Source organism: Spirillospora sp. CA-142024 (assembly GCF_050942325.1).
Taxonomy (GTDB): domain Bacteria; phylum Actinomycetota; class Actinomycetes; order Streptosporangiales; family Streptosporangiaceae; genus Spirillospora.
Map to the genome: position 1 here is coordinate 4,315,436 of NZ_CP192077.1, position 24,811 is coordinate 4,340,246.

Sequence of the window (24,811 nt, forward strand, 5' to 3'; positions counted from 1 at the left end):
CGGGGCGCCATGACTGAACGGAAGATCATGCCGGACCGGGCGGCGGAGGGTTCCGCGTTCGTCGGACGCGTCCAGGAGCTCACGAGGGTGCGGTACCTGCTGCCCGGAACGCGCCTGCTGACCCTGACCGGCGTCGGTGGTGTCGGTAAGACCCGGCTGGCGCTCCAAGTGGCGTCGACGCTGGGGGCACGGTTCCCGGCCGGGGTCCGGATCGTGGATCTGGCCATGGTGCAGGACGGTCACCTGCTGGAGACGACGGTGGCGGCCGCGCTGGGAGTTCGTGACACCGGCCGGCAGTCCCTGCCGGCCCTCGTGGACCACCTGGCGGACAAACGCCTTCTGCTCGTCCTGGACAACTGCGAGCACCTGTTGCCGGAATGCGCCGAACTGGCGGCCAGGCTGCTGAGCGGTGCGCCGCGGCTGCGGATCCTCACCACCAGCCGGCAGGCACTGGGAGTGGGCGGTGAACAGGTGCTGGTGGTGCCCCCGCTCGCGGTCCCGCCGGCCGGCACCGCCGCCCAGGAGATCCTGCGCAGTGAAGCGGTGCGCCTGTTCGCCGAACGGGCGGTCCAGGCGCGGCCGGGGTTCACGGTGGACGAGGCGACCGCGCCCGCGGTCGCCGGGCTGTGCCGGCGACTGGACGGGCTCCCGCTGGCCATCGAGCTCGCCGCCGCGCGGCTGCGGACGATGCCGCTGACCGAGCTGGCGGGCGAGCTCGATCGCAGGTTCGACCTGCTCACCGGCCCGGACACAGCGGTCCTGCCGCGGCACCGGACCCTTTACGCGACCATCGACTGGAGCTTCGGGCTGTGCACGCCCGCTGAGCAACGGCTGTGGACGAGGATGGCGGTGTTCCCCGGCGGGGCGGACCTGGACGACGCCGAAGCGGTCTGCTCGGGCAATGGGATCGAGCCCGAGGACATCCTCGACCTGATCTCCGGGCTGGTCGACAAGTCCGTCCTGATCAGCGTCCACGGCGGCGGCCGCAGCCGCTATCGCATGCTGGAGAGCCTCCGCGCCTACGGGCGCGAGCGGCTGGCGCCGGGGGACGAGCCGGCACTGCACCGGCGGTACCGCGACCACTACCGGCGGCTGGCCGAGCACAACCGGATCGATCTGCTGGTTCCCGATCAGTTCGATCGCTACCGGGCGGCACTGGCGGAGATCCCCAATCTGCGACTGGCGCTGGATCTGTGCCTTCGGCGCCACGACCCGTCCGGACTGCGGATCGCGATCAGCCTGTGGGCGGCGTGGCTGCTCGCGGGCGCGGTCCACGAGGGCCGCCATTGGCTGGAACGCTCGATCGACCTGGCACGTCCGACCGACGGCGATCGCGTCATGGCGCTATGGGTCGACGTCCTGTTCGCCGCCTACCAGCAGGATCTCGAAACGGCCAGGCAGCGTGCGGACGAGTGCGGCGCAGCCGCCGAAGGCTGCGGGGACGAGGCGGCGTTCGCGTTCTTTCTCCAGGCCCGCGGGGTCGTGGCGCTGGCCGATGGCGACACCGGCCAGGGGTTCGCGCTCCTGGAGGACGCGCGTGCCCGTCACCGCGCCAGGGAAGATCTGGACGCCGTCGCCGTGAACCTCTACTACGCCGCCTCGTTCGGCGTGGCCGCCCGGAGCCCGGGGCAGGCCGCGGCCCTGGGGGAGGAACTCCTCGCCCTGGCCGAGGCCCACCAGGCACAGATCTTCGAGGCGTACGCCCTGATCACCCTGGGGTACTCGGCCTGGTGGCAGGGGGACCTGAACCTGACCGGGGCCAGAATGCGCCAGGCGGCCACCAAGCTCACCGAGATCAGTGACCGCTGGGGGCTGATCCAGTGCCTGGAGGCCCTCGCGTGGACCGCCTGCGCACAAGGGCAACACGACAGGGCCGCCCGGCTGCTGGGCGCGGCGAGCAGGCTCTGGCGGGCATTCGACATCCCGCCTCTCGGACTGCAGGTCTTCACACGCTCCCACCAGGACTGTGATGCCCGGGCCCGCCGGGAACTCGGCGGACGGGCGTTCACCGCGGCCTACGACTCGGGCGCGAGGCTGAGCCTGGAGGCCGCCGTCTCCTACGCGATCAGCAGCTGAACGCCGGTTCGCGCTTCAGCGCCGCGGGCGGTCGAAAGGGGCCGGCGGGCCAGCTCCCGACGGTGGTCACCCCGCCGTCGGCGTCCACCATCCGGGCCCGCAGTTCGCGCGACCCCAGCCACGTGGCGGCCGTGTTCCCCGACGCGAGCGCGGCGATGCTCGCGGCCTTGGCGGCGACGCAGCACAGACCGATGACCGAGACCGCGCTCCAGGGCCGATGCTCACCCACGGGGGGCCGTGCACGGTCGGCGCGGGGAACGGTTCGTGGCCGCCCGATCAGGTTGGCCCGCAGGCGCCGCGCCGGGCCGCCCGGCGCGGGCAGGAAGGAGGTGGCCAGTCCGGGCGCCCGCAACACGATCCGCTGCCCGTGGTGGGGCTCGTCGCGATGTGCCTGGCCGCGACCGCCCGCCATATGGACCGGCCAGCCCGCATCCGGGAGCCGTCCGGCGGTGGCGACGCTGCCGGGGAAACAGACGCAGACGCCGCATCCGGCCTCCCCGGCGGCGGCCTCGGCGGCCCGGTCGGCGGCGAACGCCACCGCCATGCCCCACAGGTCGAGGGTCGTCCCGGCGGGGATCATCACCGTTCCGGGCGGGTCGTCGATCACGACCGTCCCGCTCTCGGAGCCGCGGCCACCGACGAGGGGATCGACCAGCCCACCGGTCAGCTCACAGGCCTGCAAAGCCGTCCACAACACCGCCAGAAAGGTGGCGCCGACCTGTACCGGACGGCCGGCGGCGGCATTGACCCGGGCCAGCTCCGAATCCTCGCGGAACGCGCCGCACGCGGCGTCGATGTCGTTGATCACCTGATCGACGGCTCGCCGGGCCGCGCCGAGACGGCCGGGCTCCTCCACCATGACGGTCGCCACACCGCCCCAGAGAGGGAAGTCCTCCGTGCTGTGGGTCATCAAGCCGCTCCAATGACGGATCGGGAATGCGTTGCCGGGCACCACCGCCGCGGCGGGCGCACCTGACCACCACACGGTGACGGCGTGCCCGCCGGACGGCGGCTCCCGCGGCCGTCGCAGATCGCGATCCCGGTGCCGGCAGGGCCCCGCACCTGCCCAAGATCGCGGACGGTGAGCGCGCTGCGTGATCGGGTGCGTACGCACACGGGCGGGGCGGCCGACACCGGCACCGGGTTCGCTCTCCTCGGCACGGGAGTCGCGGTGAAATCCTGCATTGCCACCAGCATGCTCCGTGCCGGCGAGCACGGGGAGGGTAGAAATACCCATACGGACACCCGAACCCCGGGATGGCCGGGGTCATCGCGCGACCCGCCGGCGCAGACCGCGCCGGCGGGTCGCACCCTGCCTCAGCTGCGGAAGGTCGCGCTGTGGAGGTCCACGGGGTTGGCGGTGTCGCCCGTGGACACGCCGTACACGGCCACGAAGGCCGAGCCGGTCGAGACCAGGCCGGTGTAGTCACCGAGCATCCGGCCGGAGCTCGTCGACGGCACCGTCCGCGCGTCGAACGGGCCCTCGATGTGCCGTTCCCGCCACGATCCGGCCTGCGTGCAGTTCTCCGCGCAGGTCACGGCCCAGAAGTCGGTGGGCAGGGTGGCGGCGGACGTGTTGTTCCGGAAGTCGTAGTACGTGATCGCCACCGTTCCCTGGGGGGACACGGCGATCGCCGGAACCGCGGCCGAGCCGGTCGGTGTCTTGTCCACGCGAACCGGGCTCGACCAGGTCTTCCCGGAGTCGGTGGACCGCGCGTACACGACGTGGAAGGTGCCGTCGGCGTCCTGGCTCTGCCAGACCGCGTTCACCACCTTGCTGTTCGGCCGGGCGGCCAGCAGCGGCAGCGACGCGTTGCGCACCGGGTCACCCGAGCCGTCGGGGTCCGGGATCTTGGTGCCCACGGCGAACGGGGCCGCCACGTTCAGCGTCGGCGCCGACCACGTGCCGCCGCCGTCGGTCGAGCGGATGACCTGGGTGGCGGCGGTGGTGTTCGTCTCGTGGTGCATGCCGATCAACAGCGTCCCGTCGGCCATCGGCACCAGTTCGGTCCCGATGACGCCGCTGTTGGTGGGGAAGTCGTACACCTTCTTCGTGGTCCAGGTGCGTCCGTCGTCGGTCGACTTCGCCATGTAGACGGGCTGTACCCAGTTGTCCGCCGACTGGGTGTCGACCCGGTCCCACACCGCGTAGACCACTCCCGGGTGGTACGGGTCCGCGGTGATCGCCGGGCGGTCGTTGAAGAACCGCGGGTCGTCGTCCCGCTGCAGGGTCACCGGGGCGTCCCAGTGCTCGCCGCCGTCGCCGGACCGCGACACCAGGATCGCCGTGACCTCACCGGTCCGCGACAGCGAGAACGAGGCGGCCACGGCCGCGCCCGACGGGGTGACCGTGACCCAGTGGTCCGTCGTGACGTCGTAGTCGCCGCCGTTGGCCGCGGTACCGCCGTTGCACCTGGAGAACACGGGATTCTCCGCCGACGGACGCCAGGTCGCGCCGTAGTCGTCGGACACGGCGGTGACGGCTCCGTTGCCGCCGTACCGGTTCCACCGGTCCTGCTGGTACACCGTGACGAGATGCCACGGCCGCTTCGAATCCCGCGCCACCATGGGCTGAACCTCGGTGTTCGGGTTCAGCACGTATCCGTCGCCCTCGGGCTGACCGCAACCGGCGGGCAGCGCACTCTTACCCGACACCGGCACCACAACGGCGGTGCCGGAATCATCCGCGAAGACGGGCTGAGCCGCAACCGTGCAGGTGAACACGGCGGTCACCGCGGCCACCATTAACGTGGAACGTCGTTTCAACGGAGCCTTCCTCATTCTCGATGGGGGTCTCCACAGGAGACGCTGCCACCCAGCCCGACAGCGTTTCCCGCAGGCGCCGAACGGCGCCCCCGACGTTAACAGTCCAAGATCGACTTCGTCTCCCTTTCGCCGGGACGAAGTGCTTTATCAAGTGCGGCCTCACGACCAGGTGCGAGCTGACCTGGCGAATGTCTCGGGATCGCTGTGCACGGGCACCACACAGAGCAGGTGGCCACCTGGCGCGCGCAGTGTGCGGGCGTCCTGCCAGCGGGAGACCGGCTCCGCGCCCAGCGCCGTCAGGCGGGCGACCTCCGCCGCCAGGTCGTCGGTCTCGATGTCGATGTGGTACCGCCCCACGTCGTCGACCGACTGGACAACGGTGAACAGTTCGGGAACGGCGCCCTTCAGAACGGTGAACTGCTCCTCGCCCGGCGCGGGCCGGGCAGGGACGCCCAGCGCGGCGGACCAGAAGTCCACCGCCGCGCCGATCTGCGCGGCAGGAGTGTCGATGAGGATTCCGACCACTCGACTGCGATGCATGACGGAAAGGCTATCCGCGACCGAATACCCTGCCAAGACCCGTGTTACAGCGTGGGCGGCGGGCAATTATCGAATCTTTTCGCCGTGCTCGACTGCCTCGAATCGATTTGGAACATCCCAGAGCCGATTCCAACCTCATTCAGCCTGGTGGGAATGACATGGATGATGTCTGCGAAACGGCATGAGCATCACCGCGCGTCCATCGTCGAATCGATTCGCGCCCGGGTGAGGCTCAGCGGTGTGGTGCCGGGCCGGTGCTGGATCGCAAGGAGATGGCCGGGTTCAGCAGCAGATGCCTGGGCGGGGCGTCGGGCCGGGAGATCTTCTCGATCAGCAGCTCGACGGCGCGTGCCCCCATGTCGGTCGCCAGCACGTCGGCGGCGGTCAGCGGGGGGCGGAAGTTCTCCGCCCAGTGCTGAGCGGCGACGCCGGTGACCGAGAAGTCGCGTGGCACGGCGAGACCCGCCTGCTCAAGTGCGCGCTGGACGCCGGGGAGCGCGGCCTCATTGATGGTCGCCGCGGCGGTGATCTCGGGTCGTGTCTCCAGGATGTGCCGCATGCAGGACTCGCCGGAGACGATGTCGTCGCCGCAGCAGAAGTCGGCGCCGTCGATCCCTCGCTGTGCGACGGCGTCGGTGAAACCGGTCAGCGCCCGGTGTGCCGGGCCGTAGCCGGCGGCGGCGAGCTCGACCGATCTGTTGATCAGCGCGATGTGCCGGTGTCCGAGATCGGCCAGATGGTTCACGCAGCGCGCGATGAGTCCGGCGTAGTCGACGTCCACCCAGGACATGTCGTCGGGCTCGGCGGTGCGCCCGATGCCGACGAACGGCACTCCGGCCTGGTGGAGCCGGGTGACCCGGGCGTCTTCCAGGCGGATCTCCATGAGGATCACGCCGTCGACCCGCCGTCCGGTGACGACGCGTTCGAACGAGCGGTCGTGATCGCCGCCGGAGGGCGACAGCAGCACGTCGAGGTCGGCGCGGGCGGCCGCGTCCACGACGCTGGCGACGAACTCGAGCTGCATGTCGGTGAGCCGCCGCCCGGCCGGCGGTATGACGAGCCCGATGGTCCGGGTCCGGCCCTCCTTCAACGCGCGCGCGTTGGCGTTGGGCTGGTAGCCGATCTCGTCGATCACTTCCTGGATGCGACGACGCGTCGCCTCCGACACCGTCCGCTTCCCGCTCAGCGCGTAGGACACGGTGCTGCGTGACACCCCGGCCCTGCGGGCGATCTCTCCGATGTTCAAACGGTTCCCCTCGCTGAGCGTCGAATCGATTCGAGCATGCTAGGCGCGCCGTAGGCGCCTGTCAACGCCGCAGCTTGCGGAGCTGGGAAATCTCGCATCGAAGTATTGACTTGCCTCCCGTGGCCATCCTACGTTCTGTCGAACCGATTCGCTGCGAGGTTCGCCACACGGTGACGACGGCGCGGTGACACGGTTCCGGCCGGGGCGGCGCGCACCGGCGGCTCGGGGTCGAGTCCGAGGAGGGATTCCATGAACACAAGGATCGCGCGGTGCCGGGCACTGGGCGCGGGCCTGGCCGCGCTCGCCCTGACGGGCGGGCTCGCCGCCTGCGGTGGCGGGGGGAGCGGGTCCGGCGGTGCCGCGTCGGGCACCTACACGATGTGGGATCCGTACCCGCAGTTCGATGACGGTTCGGCCTGGGTGAAGCTGCTGAAGGAGTGCGGCACCAAGGCCGGGGTCACGGTGAAGCGCACCGGCTACGACACCAGTGACCTGACCAACAAGGCGCTGCTCGCGGCGCAGCAGGGCAACGCCCCCGACGTGCTCATCGTCGACAACCCGGTCGTGTCCTCGCTGGCCGACGCGGGCGCGCTCACCACCACCGGGGAATCGAAGATCGACACTTCCGGGATCGATCCCAACCTGCTCGGAGCGGGCCGGACGGGCGGCAAGACCTACGGCATCCCCATCGGCGCCAACACCCTGGCGCTCTACTACAACAAGGAGGTTCTGAAGAAGGCCGGGGTGGACATCGCGTCGGTCAAGGACTGGGCCTCTTTGAACGCGGCCTTGGCCAAGGTGAAGGAAGCGGGCAAGAAGGGGATCACCTTCTCGGCGGTCGGCACCGAAGAGGGCAGCTTCCAGTTCCTGCCCTGGTTCTGGGGTTCGGGCGCCGCGCTGACCAAGCTGGACTCGCCCCAGGGTGTTTCGGCGCTGTCACTGTGGACCGACTGGCTGAAGAAGGGGTACGCCCCGAACTCGGTGATCAGCAACACCCAGACCACGAGCTGGCAGGAGTTCGCCACGGGCGACTACGCGTTCGCCGAGAACGGTACCTGGCAGCTGGCCAACGCCGAGAAGGCCGGATTCGACTACGGCATCATCCCCGTCCCCGGCGTCAACGGCGGCATCGCGCCCGCCCCGACCGGCGGTGAGTTCGTGACCGTCCCGGTGCAGAAGCAGACCGGCCGCTACGCCACCTCGCTGAAGCTGGTGCAGTGCCTGACCAACACCGACAACTCGTTCACCACGACCAACACGCTGTCCTACATCGCCCCGACCGCGGCGGTGCAGGCCAAGCAGGTGGCGGCCGATCCCGATCTGAAGGTGTGGGTGGACGCGGTCAAGGCGGCCAAGGGCCGGACCGGCGACAACCTGGGCACGAAGTACCCGAAGATCTCCGAGCAGATGTGGACCGCGGCCCAGGCGGCGCTCAGCGGCAAGGCTTCGCCGCAGGAGGCGCTGGCCAAGGCGCAGACCGCGGCCGAAAGCGCCACCAAGTGACCCTGGACGGGATCCGCCGGCGGTGGCGGCCACGCCCCACGACATGGGCGGCCTGGGCCTTCCTGGCCCCGGTGACCGTCTACCTGGCCCTCTTCTTCGCGTACCCGCTCTACCGCAACCTCGACCTGAGCCTGCGCGACTACGACGTCCGTTCGTTCGTCCAGGGCGGCGCGGAGTTCGCCGGCCTGTCCAACTACCGAACCGTGCTGGAGGACCCGGCCTTCGTCCCGGCGCTGACGCACACGGCCGTGTTCACCGTGGTGTGCCTGGTCTTCCAGTTCGCGATCGGGCTCGCGCTGGCGGTGTTCTTCAGCCGCTCGTTCCGCCTGTCGGTGACGCTGCGCGGGCTGTTCCTGGTGCCCTGGCTGCTGCCGCTGATCGTGTCGGCGTCCACCTGGGCGTGGATGCTCAACAGCGACTCGGGAGTGGTCAACTCCGCGCTGAGCCTGGCCGGGATCGGCCCGGTCAACTGGCTCACCTCGCCGGACTGGTCCCTGGCCTCGGTGATCATCGCCAACATCTGGATCGGCGTCCCGTTCAACCTGGTCATGCTCTACAGCGGCCTGCAGAACATCCCGGTCCAGCTCTACGAGGCCGCCGCCCTCGACGGCGCCGGCGGGTGGCGGCAGTTCTGGAGCATCACGCTGCCGCTGCTGCGTCCGGTCACCGCGATCACGCTGCTGCTGGGGCTGGTCTACACCGTGAAGGTCTTCGACATCATCTGGATCATGACCAAGGGCGGCCCGGCCGGCTCCTCGGCCACCCTCGCCACCTGGTCGTACCGGCTCGGCTTCGGCAACACGCTGCCCGCCTTCGGCCCGGGCGCGGCGGTCGGCAACCTGCTGATCGTGGTCACCCTGATCGCGGGGCTGGTGTACCTGCGGGTGGAGCGAAGGCGGTACGCGTCATGATCGCGACCAGGACCTGGTGGAAGACGGCGGCCGCGCTGGCGCTGACGGCGGTCATGCTGTTCCCGGTCTACTGGATGATCAACGTGTCGTTCACCCGGGACCGCGACATGCGCAAGAGCCCGCCGAACTGGTTCCCCGTGGACGGCACACTCGACGGCTACCGGGCGGTCCTGGACCAGCAGCTGCCCTATCTGGGCACCAGCCTGCTCATCGGGCTCGGCACGGTGGCGCTGACGGTGGCCCTCGCCGCCCCCGCCGGGTACTCGCTGGCGAAGCTGCGGCCCGCCGGCGGCGGGCTGCTCGGGTTCGTGCTGCTGATCGCGCAGATGATCCCCGCGATCATCATGGCGATGGGCTTCTACGCCGTCTACCTGAGGCTCGGCGTGCTCAACACCGTCGGCGGCCTGGTCATCGCGGACTCCACCATCGCCGTCCCGTTCGCCGTGCTGATCTACACCGCGTTCATGTCCGCGATCCCCGACGAGCTCATCCAGGCCGCCAAGATCGACGGAGCGGGCGTGCTGCGCACGTTCTGGTCGGTCGTCCTGCCGGTCAGCCGCAACGCCACCGTCACCGTGTCGCTGTTCGCCTTCCTGTGGGCGTGGTCGGACTTCGTGTTCGCCTCCACCCTCGACGGGGGCGGGACGCTGCGCCCCATCACGCTCGGGATCTACCGCTACATCGGCAACAACAACCAGGAGTGGAACGCGATCATGGCCACCGCGGTCGTGGCGTCGATTCCGGCCGCGGTGCTGCTGGTCGTCGCGCAGCGCTTCGTCGCCGCGGGAGTCACTTCGGGGGCCGTCAAGGACTAGCCGCCCGCGCCCAGCCTTTCCGCCGAGCGTCACGGCGTTCGGTTCGGTTCCGCACGCCCGTGAACGTTCACGCGCACACCCGAACGGTCGCGCGTCGCCGCAGAAGTGAGAGTCCCCGATGACCGCCGTCCCCTCGTCCCCCACGTTCTCCGTCGCCGAGATGCCGTTCAGCCATCACGGGTCCTGGTTCGACATCTCGCCCGTGATCGCCGAGAAGACCTACGCCGACGACCTGCATCTGGTCTCCCACCAGACCGGGTTGCATCCGGTGCTCCGTCTCGTCCCCACCGACGGCGACCACCGGGTCGACGCCACGGTCACCGCGACCCCGGCCCGGCTCAGCTGGATCCACGGGACGGGACGCGTCGAGCTGGCCTACGAAGACACCGACACCATCCGGGTGCGCGGCCACGCGCTGGGCATGCGGATCGTCGCGGCGAACCCGTCCCTCACTCCGTTCAGCGGACCCTACTTCTACCGCGACCCCGTCGACGGCGCGTACGTGTTCACCGTGTACGAGACCGGACGCCGTTACCGGATCACCCTGGTCGGCGGGCCGCCCGCCGCCGCGGTGGGGGAGCAGGCGCTGAACTCGTCCGAACGCGGCCTGATCTTTCCCGCCGATCAGGAATGGGAGGTGGCGATCGAGGAGTACGAGACCGCGCGCCCGTCCTACACTCCGCGGGCGCCGTTCGCGGAGGTGGTGCGCGCCGCCCACGACCGGTTCACCGCGTTCGCCGACGCGATCGCCCCGTGGCGCGGCACCGCCACCCCCGCCGCGGAACTGGCCGCCTACGTGCTCTGGTCGGCGACGGTGCGCCCGGCCGGATTCCTGACCCGGCCGGCCGTGCTGATGTCCAAGCACTGGATGGACAAGGTCTGGAGCTGGGACCACTGCTTCAACGCCATCGCCCTCGGCGGGGGAGCGCCCGGGCTGGCCGTCGACCAGTTCCAGCTCCCCTTCGACCACCAGGACGCCGCCGGAGCGCTGCCCGACTCCGTCGCCCATTCGGAGATCCTCCACAACTTCGTCAAGCCGCCGATCCACGGCTGGGCCCTGCGGCACCTGCGCGAGCGCCTCCCTGATGACCTCGACCGGGACACCCTGACGCAGATCTACCGGCGGCTCGTGGCCTGGACCGATTTCTGGCTGGACGCCCGGTGCGCTCCAGGGCAGCCGTTGCCGCACTACCAGCACGGCAACGACAGCGGCTGGGACAACGCGACCACCTTCGACCGGGAGCGGGTCGTCGAGTCGGCCGATCTGGCGGCGTTCCTCGTCCTGCAGCTGCGCTGTCTCGCCGGCCTGGCCGCCGAACTCGGCGAGGACGGCGCGGCCGGCCGCTGGACGACGGCCGCCGACCGGCTTCGGGGCGACCTGATCGACCGCCTGTGGGACGGCGGTGCCTTCACGGCCCGCGGCCTCGGCACTGGGAGCACCCGGGCCACCTCCAGCCTGCTGGACCTGATGCCGATCGTGCTGGGCGAGGAGCTTCCGCGGGACATCGCCGCCGTCCTGGCCGAGCGGATCAAAGCGCATCTGACCGAATACGGGCTGGCGACCGAGTCGCCCCGCTCGCCGCACTACCGGCCGGACGGCTACTGGCGCGGCCCGATCTGGGCCCCCGCCACCGTCCTGATCGAGGACGGCCTGCGCCGCGCCGGGTTCACCGAGCTCGCCGACGACATCAGCGCCCGATTCCGTGCCCTGTGCGAGAAATCGGGATTCGCGGAGAACTTCGACGCCCTCACCGGCGCGGGCCTGCGCGACCGCGCCTACACCTGGACCGCGAGCGGCTACCTGATCCTCGCCGCCGCCCACGAACGGCGCCGCACGGACGTCCCCACTCCCACCCCGGTGCCCTGAGGAGGACACGCACATGTCCAGAGGAAGACGCTTCACCGCCTGGCTCGCCACGGCCGGGCTGCTGACCGGCGGCCTGGGGGCCGTCCCCGTGACGGCCGCCGCGGAGCCGTCGGCGAACCTGGTCCTGCACTACGACTTCAACGATGACTTCCTCACCACCGGTGTCGTGCACGACAGCTCGCAGTCCGGTCTCGACGGGAAGCTTTGACATCCTCCCCCTCGTGAACTCCCGAGGGGGATTCCAACAGCCGACATCTACCCTGTGAGGGGCAGGTCGTGTTGGGGTTCATGGTTCACCGGCCAGCCCAACGGCGGGCCTCCCCGTGCAGCGACCGCATGCCCTGCGGCCGTATCACGAATATTGCAGGCCGCGTTCACGTCGGCGTTGACCCGGATCCCGCAGGCCACGCACGAGAAGACCGCTTGACTCTTGCGGCTCTCCCCGGCGATATGCCCGCAGGCGTTACAGGTCCGCGACGTGTTGCGCGGGTCGATCTTGATGACGCGTCCGGGCGCCTTGTGCTCCAGCCGCCGCACCAGAGCGCCCCAGCCGGCGGCGAGGATGCCCCGGTTCAGCCCGGCCTTCTGAGCCACGTTGTGGCCCGGCGCCTCCACCAAGCCCTGTGCCGAGCGGGTCATGCCCCGAATGTTGAGGTCCTCGACGCCGAACAGGTCGAACCGGCGGGCCAGATCGGTGGAGGTCTTCTCGATCCAGTCCTTGCGCCGGTCGGTCTCGCGGGCTTTCAGCCGGGCGATGGCGGCCTTGACCCGGGCCCGCCGCTTCGAGCCGCGCTGGGCGCGGGCGAGTTGGCGCAGCAGCCGCGCAAGCCGGGCCCGCTCGGTCTCCCGCAGCCCGGGCACCCGCAGCAGGTCACCAGTCGACAACGCCGCGGCCACGGCCACCCCCCGGTCCACCCCCACAACCTCGCCGCTGCCGGGTGCGGGGATCGGATTGGGGATCGCGGCGAACGCGACGTGCCAGCGGCCCGCCCGGTCACGGGTGACCCGAAAGGATTTGACGCCGTCGGGGACGGCCCGGGACCAGCGGAACCTCACCCACCCCACCTTGGGGATCTTCACCTGCCCCACCCGGCGGGACACCCGCCGCACGTCGCCGGGTTTGACCGCCACGATCCGGAACCCTTCGTGCCCTCCGGCCTTACGCCAGGTGGGACGCCGGTGGGTACTGGCGAAGAAGTGGCTCATGGCTTGGTGGAAGTCCTTGAGCGCCTGCTGCTGCACCGTCACCGACCCTGCACGTCGACACCTTCGGCGGCGGCGTGGGCGGGCTCGCGGTCAACGGCCGGAAGGTCCGGAACCTGGCCGCCTCGGCCGAGGCCAAGGTGTTCCTGACCGGAGGGGTGAACAAGATGACCGTGACCGGGGAGCGCGGACGCCTGCGCCTCGACCGGCTCCGCACCGAGAGCACCGCCGGCACGCTGAACACCACCTGGTACGAGGCCGAGGGCGCTCGTCTCGCCGGCACGGCGCAGGTGACCGCCTCCTCGCTGGCCGGCGGGGGCAAGGCCGTCACCGGCATCGGCGGCGAACGGGGCAATGCGAACACGCTGACGTTCGACGTCGCCGCCCCCGTGGCCGGACGGTATGCGCTCACGGTCCGCTACTCCAAACCGGAGCAGTCGCCGGCCACGCACTACAACCCCGACCCGCTGGCCCGGCACGCCGACGTCTCCGTCAACGGCGAGACGCGGCGGGTGCTGTTCCCGCACACCTTCCACGCCAACAACTACTGGCAACAGACCATCCAGGTAGACCTCAAAGCGGGCGCGAACACCATCTCGTTCGGATCTGAGGAACTGCCCAACTTCGACGGGAAGACCTACATCTCGGAGACTTTCCCGGACGTACTTCTCCGCTCCAAGTACGCGCCGATCATCGACCGGATCGGCATAACCCCGTTCACCGGCCGGGACTGATCGTCCGGAGCCGAATCGAACTGCTCCCCGCTCCATGGCCGCTGTCAGCCGCAGCGGCCATGGAGCGGGGCCCATCCGCGATCTCCTGCGAGCCACTTATGATCCAGAGACCTCAAGGCGTTGGTCGGGACCGCTCCCGGGCGCCGGCGTGTATTGGTCATGCCGTGTGCCGCGATCTGGAAGGAGATCCAGTCCGATGGGGACGAGAGAACTCGAAGACCTGATCAGCAGCCTGTCGGTGGAGCTGAGCTCCTCGGACTACGGCGGGCCGAGCCCGCGGGATCAGGCCATCGAAGAAGTCGGGGAGCTCGGCCCGCAGGTGGTTCCCGCGCTCATCTCGCGACTTGAAGCACTCTTGGCCGACACCGCTGACCACCGCGAGAAACTCGCCGAGGTCGTTGATGCCTGGGATATCTGGTACGACGAGATGGACAGCCTCACCGCCGACCACGGCCTTGGTGACCACGAGCGCCACCTCACCATTCGAAGCGAAGACCTCCCGTCGCCGGACGAGGTGCGCCGCTACCGGGACCCGAGCCGCCTCAAGCAGGGACTCGTCGTAGCCCTGCACCGGCTCGGGGACGAGCGCGCGGGCGCCGTCCTCGCCGACGCGCTCCGCGATCCTGTTTGCGTCCACCGTGCCGCTCTGGCGCTGCGGGACATTCGATCCGATCAGGCCGTTCCCTTTCTGCTGGACGCCGCCACTCTCGTCGATCCCGATGGCATGGGCTTCCCCGAAGTCGTCGCCGCCCTCCTGGCACGTGGTCGGTGAACTCGCAGACGACGACGCCGCGGCGCTCACGGGGCTCGACATCCGCGATTCACTGGTCTACCTCGCCATTGACGAGAACGATTCGCGCCGGTGGGATGCCCTGAAGATGCTCCGGAAGCTCGAAGGAGACAGTGCCGGAGCTGCCGAATATGCATCCCTGCCCCCAGCTCAGATCATCCGCTCGGCCATTTCGATGGCCGCTCAGGGCGAACCTCGCGGCCATGACCGCAAGCTCAGAAAGAATCTTCGCCTTCTCCTGCGGAACACCCATCACGACAGGAGGCCGTTCGCGCACGCGGTGACGGCCATCCTCACCGCGCGTTCGCCGGAACCGGATCCCGCGGAACTGCACCTCGCTCTGGAACTCGTCCGGCACCTGCGAATCCATGAAATCGGAGATCCCGCAGAGCTGGTCCGGGCCATGCATCGACTCTCGGCTCACCCGGCCCTCATGGTGAGCGTCCGCGCGAAGTCCGTCCTTCTTGGGCGCACACTCGGCAGCGAACTGCTGTTCGAGCAGATGCTGCACGGCGACCAGGCCGTCCGCGAGGAGGCGCGTGCCATCTTCGAGCAGATGGCCGAACCGGAAGACCGCGACAGCTTCAAGCGGTTCGCCTCGTCCCGTTCCCGTTCGACCTGGACCCGGATCCTGCGCTTCGTCAGGCTCAGGTGAGCCTGACGCCGACGCGGTCGACGTTTGGCCGGCGGGTCGGTCAGCGGAGGGTGCGGAAGAACTCGGTGACGTCGCGTGCGAGGAGGCCGGGTTCCTCATGCGCCGCGAACTGGCCGCCGCGGGGCATCCTGGTGTACCTGGCGACGTTGTAGGTGCGCTCGGCCCAGGAGCGTGGGGGCCGGGTGAGGTCGGCGGGGAAGACGGCGACGGCTGTGGGGACCTCGACCCGTTCGACGCGTCTCGTCAGGCCGTGTGCGTACTCGTAGTACGGCCGGAACGACGTCGAGATGGCGCCGGTGAACCAGTAGAGCGAGGCCTGGGTCAGAACGAAGTCGTCGGTGAACCGGCCCCGCAGGCTGCCGTCGCTGTCGCTCCAGGCGCGGTACTTCTCGACGAACCATGCCAGGAGGCCGGTAGGGGAGTCGGACAGGGCATGGGCGAGAGTAAGGGGCCGGGTGCTCTGCTGGTGCTGGTAGCCGCCTTCCTCCGCGCTCCAGGTGGCGACCTCGTCGAGGTAGGTCCGCTCCTCGGCGGTAAGGCTCGCCGGGTCGTACTCGATGGGCGCGGCGACGGCGAGGAGGTGAATCCCGGCAATGGCGTCCGGGTACGCCTCCGCCAGGCGGGAGGTGACGCCGGCGCCGAGGTCGCCGCCGTGGGCGGCGTACCGGTCGAAGCCGAGTTCGTCGTGCATGAGACGGTGCCAGATCTCGTGGGTCTGGAGTGCCGGCGGCAGCGACGGGCGCTGGGGCGAGAACGCGTAGCCGGGCAGGGACGGGACGACGACGGTGAAGGCGTCGGCGGCGTCGCCCCCGTGCTGTGTCGGCGCCGCCAGGCGTCGGGCCAGGGCGGTGAGCTCCAGGAAGGAACTGGGCCATCCGTTGGTCAGGACGATGGGCAGGGCGTCCGGATGCTCGCCGTCGAAGCGCAGATAGTGGACGGGCGTGCCGTCGACGTCGGCGAAATGGGAGGGAAGCGCGTTGAGCGTGGCCTCGTGCGCGCGCCAGTCGTAGTCGGTGGCCCAATAGTCCACGAGGCGGCGCAACTCGCCGGAGTCGGTGCCGGCCTGCCACGCGTCGAGCGGCCAGGGAGTCGGCCAGCGGGTGGCGCGCAGCCGGGCACGCAGATCTTCCAGATCGGCGTCGCTCACCGTGATCAGGGGCCGGTCGGCCACGGGTTTCTCCTCGGCGCTGTAAGAGTTCACGTCGCTGAGGCCAATGACCCTTTGCGGGTTAGTCGGCGATCGTGCCTGGTCTGCACGCCGCGAACCTACGGTAGTTGCTTGCGCATCAGCGTGCACACCGTCTCGTACCGGGTGGTGGAACCGTCTGGAGCCTCCACGTCCCAGGACTCGGGTGCGCGTCCGTAGGCGACATAGCCGAGTCGTTCATACAACGCGCGGGCTCGGGAGTTGTGCTCTTCCACGCTGAGCTCTGCACGGTGCAAGTTGCGGGCACGGATCCGCTGCTCGGCGGTCTGGATGAGGATTGTGCCGATTCCGCATGACTGCATCGCCGTATGAACGGCCAACTGCCACAGCGTTCCCGCACCGGGCGCCTTGGCGTAGTCGATGCCGCCGATCGCCACTGGCAGACCGGACGGTGGGCAGACGGCGAGATAGTCCACTTCGCCGTGCGCCACCCGGTCCAGCGCCTTGGCGACGCTCGCGAGGTGGGTGTTCGACCCGGACCAGGTGCACAAGGGAAGGTCGTGGTGGGTCAGGTCGCGGATCGTCAGCGGCACCATGGTTTCGGCCATGAGCACTACCTTTCGCTTCCGGTGATTCATTTTGGGCGGCCGGCCAGATCGACACATGATGACCGCCGCCCGCGCTCACGGCACCATCGGCGGGCTCACTGCGCGATTCTGGAACAGAGCGTTCCGTTCTGCTAGAGTGGGAATTATCGTGATGATGTTCGACTCGCCGTTCGCCATCGAGACCCCGGGCCTGCTTCGCCTCTACGTGGACGATGCGGATGCGGTCGTCCAGCGCGCCGTGAAGGCCGGCGCCACCGTGGTCACCGAGCCGGCGGGTTGCGGAACTGACCCCCGAACAGATCGAGGCACGTGCGCGAGACCCCAAGTACGCCGACGCCATGACCTATCTCCAGTCGACCCTGGGACCTGCCCTGCCCGCACCCCGGCGACACTGATCGACCGGGACCGGGCGCGCCACCGCGGCGACGCGGCCTCGTCGGGCGCCGCCGCGAACCGTCCTGCCGGGTCGGCGAATCTGCGCCGAGCGATCGCTGGCAGTCGATCTTCCGGCTGCCGCAGAGGGGCAGATGGCTGGGTGTCCAGGTGTGCGGGCGGCCTTCTGCTCTATGCGACCAGTTGCTCCACCAGCAGGAATGTGGCGATCCCGACCATCGCGGCGCCGGACGCTCGGGCCACCGTCCGTGCCGCCGCGGGCCGCGCCCGCAGCACCAGCCGCGCTCCCACGCCTACCCCCGTGTAGACCACGGCGCAGTTGACCACGTGAACCAGCCCCAGGACCGTGATCTGCACCGCGACCGGCCATGCCGCGGCCGGGTCGGTGAACTGCGGTAGCAGCGCCAGGAACAGCAGGAAGACCTTCGGGTTGAGCCCGCTGACCCCGGCGCCCCTCGCCGTCTGCCGCACCCACGAGCCGGCCGCCTGCTGTGCATCGGCCTCCGGGGCCGCCGGACGGGCGAGCGTCCCGATCCCCAGCCACACCAGATAGACCGAGCCCACCACCGTCAGCGCCGCCATCACCAGGGGCGAGCGGGCCACCAGCGCGGCGACCCCGGCCGCCACCACAGCGGTGGCCGCCAGATGCCCGGCCAGCATCCCGCCCACCGCCGGCAGCACCGTCCGATGCCGCAGCCCGGCCGCGATCGCGTACGCCCAGTCCGCTCCCGGCGTCACCACGAACAGCAGGGACACCGCCCAGAACGCGGCGACGGTACCGACCGCCATGACCTTGTCCTCCTTCGCGAACACGGAACCCAGAAGCACCGAGGATCCACGGGAAGGAAGATTAGGGCCGATTGCCTGGAATGTGCTTCCAACCTTTTCCCTGTTGACGAAGCTGTGGGGAAGAATCTCCCTCATGGACGACGTAGACCGCGCAATCCTTGCCGAGCTCCAGCAGGACGGCCGCCTCACCGTCACCGAACTCGCCGAGCGCGTCCGCCTCAGCCTCTCGCCCTGCCATCGCCGCCTGCGCGCCCTGGAACGCTCCGGCGCGATCAGCGGATACCACGCCCACCTGGACGCCAACGCCCTCGGCCTGACCTTCGAGGCCCTGGTCTTCGTCACCATGCGCAGCGCGGCCCACGACACCATCTCCGCGTTCGAACAGGCCGTCGCCGACATTCCCCACGTCCTGCAGGCACAACGCCTCTTCGGCGACCCCGACTATCTCTTGCGCGTCATCACCCGCGACCTGCCCGCCTTTCAAAGGCTCTACGACGACGAACTCTCCACCCTCCCCGGCGTCCAGCGCCTCACCTCCACTCTCATCATGAAGAGCGTCGTAGAGAACCGGCCCCTGCCTCTGTGAGCCCCTGGCGCGGCTGAGGCCGACTGTGTTCGAGTGGCGGTTGCCCTGACGGAACCCACTCGGACGGTCCTTCACGGCTTCGGACGACGCAACGGAGCCGTTCACCACGCTTTGCGTCGGGGACGAAAAGAAGAGATCGGAGGATGGTTCACCATGCGGAACACACAGGGCGCCTCGCAGGAAGAGGAGCCGCAGGAGGCTGCCGACCAGCCGGAGGAGCCCCTGAGGGACCCGCTGGAGGTCGGCCCGAACGAGGTCAACCTCGACCCGCACAACCCGTTCGGACAGTAACCGACACCTGCTGGCCGAAGACGCGCTTGTAGGTCTGTCGAGGCGGCCCCCTTCAATTCCGGGGGGCCGCTTGTTCGCTTTCTGGGGATGGACACGCGGTGCGTGGCCGAGCGCAGGAACCGGGCGCGCACCGGGCGCGCCGTGCGGTCCGTTGAGGCCCGCCCGAAGCCGTTTCGCCGCAGGTGACGGTGGCGGCGTAGAGCCTCGATATTCATTTCCTTATTGATTCGGGAGCGGTATCGATATTGGACATCACATGATCGTCTCTGGTCTTCTGGGCGTCACCGGAGACCGCCCGGGATCGTGATCGCTCGGGCCAGAGAAAGCGGGTGTCATCGAATGTCGCTTGAGCAGTCCGGGCCGTCCCGCCGTGCTCTGCTCGCGGCGGCGGCTCTTCTGCCGCTCGCGGGATGCCGGGCCGAGTCCCCGGCCGGCGCGACCAAGATCGCGGCCGGGACAGCACCCACGAGTGCGCAGGAGTACTACGACCGCGCGGTGCGGCTGGCCGGCGGCGATCCCGTCCTGCAGAACCTCGTGCGGGCGCTCAGGCCGGGCGCCGTGATGCCGCCGGTGAAGGCGCCCGAGCCCTTGCGGATCTTCGACGACGTGGCGGTGGTGAGCACCGGGTTCGTGTCGGCCACGGCGCTCCTCACGTCCGGCGGCGTCATCCTCGTCGACGCGCTGGGGTCGCCGGACGAGGCCGAGAACACCCTCGTCCCGGGGCTGCGCGCGGTGGGCGTGGACCCGTCGAAGATCAAGTATGTGGTGGCGGCCCACGGCCACAGCGATCATTACGGCGGCGCCCGGTACCTCGCCGACCGCTACGGGGCCCGGGTCATGATGAGCCCGGCCGACTGGGATCTCGTGGCCGGCGAATCCGACGCTCCCACCCGGGACCTGGAGATCGCCGACGGTCAGCGGCTGACCCTCGGAGACACGACGGTCGTGCTCCACCACACACCCGGGCACACGCCCGGGACCGTCTCGCCGATCTTCCCGGTGCGGTGGAAGGGGCGGCGGCACACCGCGATGCTGTGGGGCGGGACCAATCCGCCCGCAGCGACCGCGGAGAAGCGGACCTACGTCTCGTCCGTCCTGGCGTTCGCCGCCCGGATGAGGCAGGCGGGTGTGGACGTCGAACTGAACAACCACGGGACCTGTGACCAGGGCTTGGCGCGCATGGAGGAACTGAGGTCCGGGGTGCCGGCGAACCCGTTCATCATCGGCCATGCCAGGGTCCGGCGCTTCATGAAGGTCATGGAGACCATGCTCCGCGGGCGCATCGCCACCGACGAGGAGAAGAGCGCCTCCGCCCATCCGGTGGCCCTGGCCTCCGCGCTATCGGCTCCTGCCTGCTGCTGATCGCGGCACCCGCGACGATGTGATGGGCGATCTCACTCTCGGGACTCCCTGGTGAACGCCTGATGGGCGCGGTGCAGGGCGTGGGCGCCGGTCGCCGTCAGGGCCGCCGCGCCGATCAGGGTGGCGGAGTGGCCGCCGAAGACGGCGGCCCCGAGGCCGGCGAGGAGGGGGCCGGTGGCACGCGCGGCGACCACGAAGATGGCGACGATCCCGTTGACGCCGGGGTAGCGGCCCGGACCGCAGTAGTCCACGAGCAGGGTGCCGCGCAGCAGGTCGGGCAGTCCGTACCCGAGGCCGAAGAACACGACCAGCGTGACGACGGTGCCGGTCGCGGCCGCCGCGTGTCCGGTCGTGAGCAGCGGGACGGGGAGGGCGACGGCCTGCGCGGCGAACAGCAGGATCGCCGTGCGCTGCGCAGGGAACCGGGGCCGCAACGCGGTGCACGCCAGCCGCCCGAGGACCTGGAAGGCCCCGACCGCGCCGGCGGCGGCGGTGGCCTGGGGGAGCGAGTAGCCGCGGTCGGTGAGGTAGGCGACCAGGATGACGGTCACGGCCAGTTTGCCGGTGGTATGGCAGACCAGGAAGAGGGTGAACCAGCGGAACGACGCACGCCGGGTGATCGCGCCCTCGGCGGTGTCGGAGTGCGTCGGCGCCTGGACGTCGGCAGGGCGCCCGTCGGGGTGTGCCCCCATGTCGGACGGCCGGCGCCGCAGCAGCCCGGCGTGCAGCGGGACCGTGACCAGGCCCAGCGCCCCGGCGAGCAGCACCAGGGTGGTGCGCCAGCCGTACACGTGGACGAGGCCCCCGGTCAGCGGGACGAACACGGTGCTGGCGAGGCCGCCGGCCACGGTGAGCACCAGCACGGCGCGGGCGCGATGCCTGGCGAACCAGGCGGCGGTGACGGCGAACGCCGGTTCGTAGAGCGTGGTGGCCATGGCCAGCCCGGCGACGGCGAACGCCGCGTAGAAGGCGACCAGGGAATGGGCGTTCGCCCAGGCCAGCAACGCGGCGACCCCGAGCAGGCTGCCGGCGGTCATGACGCCCCGGGCGCCGTGCAGCTGCAGCCTGCGCCCGACGGGGACGGCGACCAGGCCGGAGACCGCCACTCCCGTGGTGTACGCGCCGTTCAGCTGGGCCGTCGACCAGCCGAGCTCGGCGCGCATGGGAACGACGAGCACCGAGAAGGCGTAGACCAGCACGCCCCAGGAGACCAGTTCGGTGACGGCGAGACCGGCGACCATCCACCAGCCGTAGAACACCCGCCGCCACGGCGCGGTGCGCGTGGTCGTGCGAGGGCCGCAGGTCACGGGCCGGTCAGGGCCCGCTGCATGAGCAGCGTGTCGATCGAGCGGCCGTGCTTGTGCCCGACGCCGGTCAGCCGTCCGGCGTCGGTGAAGCCGAAACGCCGGTGCAGCGCGGTTGAGGCGTCGCCTCCGGTGTCGGCGATGACCGCGATCATCTGGCGCATGCCCGCCCGTGCGCACCGGTTCACCAGGCCGCCGAGCAGCGCGCCGCCCAGACCCCGGCCCGTCCGGTCCGGAGCGAGATAGATCGAGTCCTCCACGGTGTGCCGGTAGGCCGGCTTGGGGCGCCATGGACCGGCGTAGGCGTACCCGGCCACCTCGCCGTCCAGATCGGCGACCAGGAAGGGCAGGCCCCGGCCGGTGAGGTCGTCCAGCCGCCGCCGCCATTCGGCGACGGCCGGCGGGGTCTGCTCGAACGTGATCACGGTGTGCGAGACGTAGTGCGTGAAGATCTCGGCCACGGCCTTCGGATCCCCACGGCCGGCGGGACGGATGACCGCTTCGGGGACTGTCACGGGGCGTCCATTTCTCTATAGTGAAATTCAATGCCATTATAGAGGAATGTTGGATCTGGCGGTGCTGGGAGCCCGTATTCAGGGGCTCCGGCGCGACCGGGGGCTGACCCTTCGGCGGCTGGCCGAGACGGCCGATGTGAGCGTGAGCATGCTGTCGTCGGTCGAACGCGGGCAGAAGGCGCCCACGATCGTGGTTCTGGCCCGCATCGCGGAGGGCCTCGGCGTGCCGCTCGCCGATCTCGTCGCACAGCCGGACGAGGGGCAGGTCATCGTGCGGCGTGCCGCCGACCAGGACGTCGTCGACGAGCCCGGAGGGTGGCGGCGGACGATCCTCACCCCGGTCGTCCCCGGCGTGAACTTCGAATGGATCCGCACGACCCTGCCGCCGGGGTGTGACGCGGGCCGATTCCCGGCGTACGCCGCGGGCTCCCACGAGTACATCGTCGTCGAATCCGGCGTCCTGCGCCTGACCGTCCCCGACATGTCCATCGACCTGAACGAGGGCGACTCGGTCTACTTCGCCGCAGATGTCACCCATGCCTACGCCAACGCCGGCTCCGGCCCGTGCACCTACTACGTCGCCGCGCTCATCATGCGTCCCCGCACAGCCCAACCGCGCAGCCGGGAACCCGTTTCACGCGACCGGGACTAGCGCCGGTTCGGGGGGCTGCGCGGGCGGGTTCATCTCGTGGCCTGGTGGCGGGAGGCCAGGGCGGAGGCTTCGGAGCGGCGGGCGAGGGCGGCCTCGGCCGAGCCCAGCTGCCAGGGGACGCTGGTGACCATGACGCCGGACCGGAACAGCAGCCGGGCCTTGAGCCGCAGGGCGCTCTGGTTGTGCAGCAGGTGCTCCCACCAGTGGCCGACGACGTATTCGGGGATGAAGACGCAGACCAGGTCGCGGGGGCTCTTGCGGCGAATCCGGCCGACGTGGTCGAGGACGGGGCCGGTGATGTCCCGGTAGGGCGAGTCCAGGACCTTGAGCGGGATCGGGATGTCGCGCCGCGACCATTCCTCTTCGAGCGCGGCGATGTCGGCGGCGGACGTCGCCACGGTCACCGCCGTCAGGTCGAACGGGCGGGTCGCGCGGGCGAACGCGAGCGCCTGCAGGGTCGGGGCGTGGAGCTTGGAGACCAGCACCACGGCGTGGATCCTGCTCGGCAGGGAGAGGGGGTCGCCGCTCGGGGCCAGTTCCTGGGCCACCCGGGTGTAGTGGCGGTGGATGCCCTTCATCATCGCGAACACCAGCGGCATCGCGATGACCACGATCCACGCCCCGTGCGTGAACTTGGTGATCAGGACGACGACGAGGACCAGCGCGGTGAGGACGGCGCCCGCCGCGTTGATCACCAGGGATCGGTGCAGTACGTGCCGGGCGCCGGGAGGGGCGGTGCGGAGCTTGGTGGTCCAGTGCCGGACCATGCCTGCCTGGCTGAGGGTGAAGGAGACGAAGACCCCGATGATGTAGAGCTGGATCAGCCGCGTGGTGCTGGCGTCGAAGGCCCAGATGAGCGCGCCCGCCAGCACGGCGAGGATGACGACGCCGTTGCTGAAGACCAGGCGGTCGCCGCGGCGGGAGAACTGCTTGGGCAGGAAGCCGTCCTGGCCGAGGATCGAGGCCAGGATGGGGAAGCCGTTGTAGGCGGTGTTGGCGGCCAGCACCAGGATCGCCGCCGTGAAGCCCGCGACGAGGTAGAAGAGCCAGGACCCGTCCCCGGAGACGGCGGCGGCCACCTGCGTGATCACCGTCTTCTGCTCGTAGCCCGCCGGGGCACCGGTCAGGGAGGCGACGCTGTCGGAGATCCGGACGTGCGAGGCGAGGGCCAGCCAGGTGATCCCGGCGAAGATCGCGATGGTGAGCCCGCCCATGATCGCGAGGGTGTCGGCGGCGTTCTTGCTCTTCGGCTTCTTGAAGCTGGGGACGCCGTTGCTGACCGCTTCGACGCCGGTCAGCGCGGTGCAGCCCTGGGAGAAGGCGCGCAGGATCAGCGCCAGGGCGAGCCAGCCGGTCGTCCCGTGATGCGCCTGGATGCCGAAGTGCGCCGATTCGGCCTGGGGGGTGTCACCGAACAGGATGCGGAGCCCACCCCAGACGATCATGAGGAGGATGACGGTGACGAACCCGTAGGTGGGGACGGCGAAGATCGAGCCGGATTCCTTGACCCCGCGCAGGTTCAACAGGGCCAGCAGCGCGACCAGCCCCAGGCAGAGCGGCACGGAGTAGGAGGCCAGCGCCGGGAACGCCGAGACGATGTTGGCGACACCCGCCGCCACCGACACGGCTACGGTCAGCACGTAGTCGACCAGCAGCGCGCTCGCGGCCGTCAGCGAGGCGTTCACCCCCAGGTTCTCGCGGGATACGGCGTAGGCGCCGCCGCCGCTGGGGTAGGCGTGGCAGGTCTGCCGGTACGACAGGACGACCACCGTCAGCAGGACGATCACCGCGAGCGCCACCCAGGGCGCGAGATGGAACAGTGCCAGCCCGCCCAGGCTCAGCCCGAGCAGGATCTCCTCGGTCGCGTACGCGTTGGAGGACAGGGGGTCGCTGCAGAAGACCGGAAGGGCGATCTTCTTCGGCAGGAGGGTTTCGCCCATCTGCTCGTTCCGCAGCGGGCGTCCCACCACGAGACGCTTGGGGGCCAGGAGACTACGCACGATCCCATGCGACCGCCCCGCGCGCCGCCGTCGACAGATGCGTTAACGCGCCCTTGAC

The 24,811-nt window shown here is 70.1% G+C and carries 24 protein-coding genes; 13 read left to right on the forward strand and 11 right to left on the reverse strand.

All coding sequences use genetic code 11. The features are described 5' to 3' along the window. Positions 1-9: 9 nt before the first annotated feature. Positions 10-2,076 carry an ATP-binding protein gene (locus ACQPZP_RS20785; RefSeq protein WP_433479251.1) on the forward strand — a complete coding sequence of 689 codons (2,067 nt, stop codon included), beginning with the start codon at positions 10-12 and terminating at the stop codon, positions 2,074-2,076. Here the strand turns inward: ACQPZP_RS20785 and ACQPZP_RS20790 are convergent. The 4 genes from ACQPZP_RS20790 to ACQPZP_RS20805 all read right to left on the reverse strand — a co-directional run bounded on the left by ACQPZP_RS20790 (position 2,066) and on the right by ACQPZP_RS20805 (position 6,628). Further along, positions 2,066-2,986, reverse strand: a complete 921-nt coding sequence (locus ACQPZP_RS20790) for an FAD:protein FMN transferase (protein WP_433479252.1) — start codon at positions 2,984-2,986, stop codon at positions 2,066-2,068. The genes ACQPZP_RS20785 and ACQPZP_RS20790 overlap by 11 nt on opposite strands. Before the next feature lie 407 nt (positions 2,987-3,393). Further along, positions 3,394-4,809 carry a sialidase family protein gene (locus ACQPZP_RS20795; protein ID WP_433479253.1) on the reverse strand — a complete coding sequence of 472 codons (1,416 nt, stop codon included), beginning with the start codon at positions 4,807-4,809 and terminating at the stop codon, positions 3,394-3,396. A 192-nt stretch (positions 4,810-5,001) separates the two neighbouring features. Then, entirely contained in the window at positions 5,002-5,382 is a 381-nt protein-coding gene (locus tag ACQPZP_RS20800; RefSeq protein ID WP_433479254.1) for a VOC family protein, read from the reverse strand. 232 nt (positions 5,383-5,614) lie between these two features. After that, complete coding sequence (locus tag ACQPZP_RS20805) at positions 5,615-6,628, reverse strand: LacI family DNA-binding transcriptional regulator (protein WP_433479255.1); 1,014 nt, start codon at positions 6,626-6,628, stop codon at positions 5,615-5,617. Between the two features lie 249 nt (positions 6,629-6,877). Between ACQPZP_RS20805 and ACQPZP_RS20810 the strand changes: the two genes are divergently transcribed. The 5 genes from ACQPZP_RS20810 to ACQPZP_RS20830 all read left to right on the forward strand — a co-directional run bounded on the left by ACQPZP_RS20810 (position 6,878) and on the right by ACQPZP_RS20830 (position 11,932). Continuing rightward, positions 6,878-8,131, forward strand: coding sequence for a sugar ABC transporter substrate-binding protein (locus ACQPZP_RS20810; protein ID WP_433479256.1), 1,254 nt, complete (start codon positions 6,878-6,880; stop codon positions 8,129-8,131). Positions 8,132-8,202: 71 nt separating this feature from the next. Then, entirely contained in the window at positions 8,203-9,042 is an 840-nt protein-coding gene (locus tag ACQPZP_RS20815; protein ID WP_433479257.1) for a carbohydrate ABC transporter permease, read from the forward strand. Next, on the forward strand, positions 9,039-9,857 hold the full coding sequence (locus ACQPZP_RS20820; protein ID WP_433479258.1) for a carbohydrate ABC transporter permease: 819 nt from the start codon (positions 9,039-9,041) through the stop codon (positions 9,855-9,857). Before ACQPZP_RS20815 ends, ACQPZP_RS20820 begins: the two co-directional genes overlap by 4 nt. A gap of 118 nt (positions 9,858-9,975) precedes the next feature. Continuing rightward, positions 9,976-11,724, forward strand: a complete 1,749-nt coding sequence (locus tag ACQPZP_RS20825; protein WP_433479259.1) for an amylo-alpha-1,6-glucosidase — start codon at positions 9,976-9,978, stop codon at positions 11,722-11,724. Between the two features lie 13 nt (positions 11,725-11,737). Next, a complete protein-coding gene (locus ACQPZP_RS20830; RefSeq protein ID WP_433479260.1) occupies positions 11,738-11,932 on the forward strand; it encodes a hypothetical protein in 195 nt (64 codons plus the stop codon). 47 nt (positions 11,933-11,979) lie between these two features. Here the strand turns inward: ACQPZP_RS20830 and ACQPZP_RS20835 are convergent, their stop codons facing one another. Beyond that, positions 11,980-12,972, reverse strand: a complete 993-nt coding sequence (locus ACQPZP_RS20835) for an RNA-guided endonuclease InsQ/TnpB family protein (RefSeq protein ID WP_433479261.1) — start codon at positions 12,970-12,972, stop codon at positions 11,980-11,982. A 32-nt stretch (positions 12,973-13,004) separates the two neighbouring features. Between ACQPZP_RS20835 and ACQPZP_RS20840 the strand changes: the two genes are divergently transcribed. From ACQPZP_RS20840 to ACQPZP_RS20850, 3 genes are all read left to right on the forward strand, one after another. Beyond that, entirely contained in the window at positions 13,005-13,661 is a 657-nt protein-coding gene (locus ACQPZP_RS20840; RefSeq protein ID WP_433479262.1) for a CBM35 domain-containing protein, read from the forward strand. A gap of 196 nt (positions 13,662-13,857) precedes the next feature. Further along, complete coding sequence (locus ACQPZP_RS20845; protein WP_433479263.1) at positions 13,858-14,433, forward strand: hypothetical protein; 576 nt, start codon at positions 13,858-13,860, stop codon at positions 14,431-14,433. After that, the gene (locus ACQPZP_RS20850; protein WP_433479264.1) at positions 14,423-15,106 is read left to right on the forward strand and encodes a hypothetical protein; all 684 of its coding nucleotides are present in this window, start codon (positions 14,423-14,425) and stop codon (positions 15,104-15,106) included. The genes ACQPZP_RS20845 and ACQPZP_RS20850 overlap by 11 nt, the downstream gene beginning before the upstream one ends. A gap of 40 nt (positions 15,107-15,146) precedes the next feature. Here ACQPZP_RS20850 and ACQPZP_RS20855 read toward each other — a convergent pair whose 3' ends face one another. From ACQPZP_RS20855 to ACQPZP_RS20865, 3 genes are all read right to left on the reverse strand, one after another. After that, a complete protein-coding gene (locus ACQPZP_RS20855) occupies positions 15,147-16,307 on the reverse strand; it encodes an epoxide hydrolase family protein (protein ID WP_433479265.1) in 1,161 nt (386 codons plus the stop codon). 65 nt (positions 16,308-16,372) lie between these two features. Continuing rightward, positions 16,373-16,861 (reverse strand): GNAT family N-acetyltransferase, encoded by a 489-nt coding sequence (locus tag ACQPZP_RS20860; protein WP_433479266.1) that lies wholly within the window; start codon positions 16,859-16,861, stop codon positions 16,373-16,375. Positions 16,862-17,425: 564 nt separating this feature from the next. Then, a complete protein-coding gene (locus ACQPZP_RS20865) occupies positions 17,426-18,082 on the reverse strand; it encodes a LysE family translocator (RefSeq protein ID WP_433479267.1) in 657 nt (218 codons plus the stop codon). A 94-nt stretch (positions 18,083-18,176) separates the two neighbouring features. Between ACQPZP_RS20865 and ACQPZP_RS20870 the strand changes: the two genes are divergently transcribed. The 3 genes from ACQPZP_RS20870 (at position 18,177) to ACQPZP_RS20880 (ending at position 20,282) form a co-directional block, all read left to right on the forward strand. After that, positions 18,177-18,629, forward strand: a complete 453-nt coding sequence (locus tag ACQPZP_RS20870) for an Lrp/AsnC family transcriptional regulator (RefSeq protein WP_433479268.1) — start codon at positions 18,177-18,179, stop codon at positions 18,627-18,629. 153 nt (positions 18,630-18,782) lie between these two features. After that, positions 18,783-18,920: a hypothetical protein gene (locus tag ACQPZP_RS20875; protein ID WP_433479269.1), complete on the forward strand. Its 138-nt coding sequence runs from the start codon at positions 18,783-18,785 to the stop codon at positions 18,918-18,920. A gap of 339 nt (positions 18,921-19,259) precedes the next feature. Beyond that, positions 19,260-20,282, forward strand: coding sequence for an MBL fold metallo-hydrolase (locus tag ACQPZP_RS20880; protein WP_433479270.1), 1,023 nt, complete (start codon positions 19,260-19,262; stop codon positions 20,280-20,282). 32 nt (positions 20,283-20,314) lie between these two features. Here the strand turns inward: ACQPZP_RS20880 and ACQPZP_RS20885 are convergent, their stop codons facing one another. Together ACQPZP_RS20885 and ACQPZP_RS20890 are read right to left on the reverse strand one after the other, a co-directional pair. Further along, positions 20,315-21,589 (reverse strand): MFS transporter, encoded by a 1,275-nt coding sequence (locus ACQPZP_RS20885; RefSeq protein ID WP_433479271.1) that lies wholly within the window; start codon positions 21,587-21,589, stop codon positions 20,315-20,317. After that, the gene (locus ACQPZP_RS20890; protein ID WP_433479272.1) at positions 21,586-22,101 is read right to left on the reverse strand and encodes an N-acetyltransferase family protein; all 516 of its coding nucleotides are present in this window, start codon (positions 22,099-22,101) and stop codon (positions 21,586-21,588) included. The genes ACQPZP_RS20885 and ACQPZP_RS20890 overlap by 4 nt, the downstream gene beginning before the upstream one ends. A 46-nt stretch (positions 22,102-22,147) precedes the next feature. Here ACQPZP_RS20890 and ACQPZP_RS20895 point away from each other — a divergent pair, with 46 nt between their 5' ends. Continuing rightward, positions 22,148-22,753 (forward strand): helix-turn-helix domain-containing protein, encoded by a 606-nt coding sequence (locus tag ACQPZP_RS20895; RefSeq protein WP_433479273.1) that lies wholly within the window; start codon positions 22,148-22,150, stop codon positions 22,751-22,753. Positions 22,754-22,782: 29 nt separating this feature from the next. Here the strand turns inward: ACQPZP_RS20895 and ACQPZP_RS20900 are convergent, their stop codons facing one another. Continuing rightward, positions 22,783-24,753, reverse strand: a complete 1,971-nt coding sequence (locus tag ACQPZP_RS20900) for an APC family permease (protein ID WP_433479274.1) — start codon at positions 24,751-24,753, stop codon at positions 22,783-22,785. Between the last annotated feature and the right edge of the window lie 58 nt (positions 24,754-24,811).

Coding starts and splice junctions, on each gene's coding strand:
- ACQPZP_RS20785 (WP_433479251.1), top strand. CDS start 10: ATGACTGAACGGAAGATCATGCCGGACCGGGCGGCGGAGGGTTCCGCG.
- ACQPZP_RS20790 (WP_433479252.1), bottom strand. CDS start 2,986: ATGACCCACAGCACGGAGGACTTCCCTCTCTGGGGCGGTGTGGCGACC.
- ACQPZP_RS20800 (WP_433479254.1), bottom strand. CDS start 5,382: ATGCATCGCAGTCGAGTGGTCGGAATCCTCATCGACACTCCTGCCGCG.
- ACQPZP_RS20810 (WP_433479256.1), top strand. CDS start 6,878: ATGAACACAAGGATCGCGCGGTGCCGGGCACTGGGCGCGGGCCTGGCC.
- ACQPZP_RS20820 (WP_433479258.1), top strand. CDS start 9,039: ATGATCGCGACCAGGACCTGGTGGAAGACGGCGGCCGCGCTGGCGCTG.
- ACQPZP_RS20825 (WP_433479259.1), top strand. CDS start 9,976: ATGACCGCCGTCCCCTCGTCCCCCACGTTCTCCGTCGCCGAGATGCCG.
- ACQPZP_RS20830 (WP_433479260.1), top strand. CDS start 11,738: ATGTCCAGAGGAAGACGCTTCACCGCCTGGCTCGCCACGGCCGGGCTG.
- ACQPZP_RS20845 (WP_433479263.1), top strand. CDS start 13,858: ATGGGGACGAGAGAACTCGAAGACCTGATCAGCAGCCTGTCGGTGGAG.
- ACQPZP_RS20860 (WP_433479266.1), bottom strand. CDS start 16,861: ATGGCCGAAACCATGGTGCCGCTGACGATCCGCGACCTGACCCACCAC.
- ACQPZP_RS20870 (WP_433479268.1), top strand. CDS start 18,177: ATGGACGACGTAGACCGCGCAATCCTTGCCGAGCTCCAGCAGGACGGC.
- ACQPZP_RS20875 (WP_433479269.1), top strand. CDS start 18,783: ATGCGGAACACACAGGGCGCCTCGCAGGAAGAGGAGCCGCAGGAGGCT.
- ACQPZP_RS20880 (WP_433479270.1), top strand. CDS start 19,260: ATGTCGCTTGAGCAGTCCGGGCCGTCCCGCCGTGCTCTGCTCGCGGCG.
- ACQPZP_RS20895 (WP_433479273.1), top strand. CDS start 22,148: ATGTTGGATCTGGCGGTGCTGGGAGCCCGTATTCAGGGGCTCCGGCGC.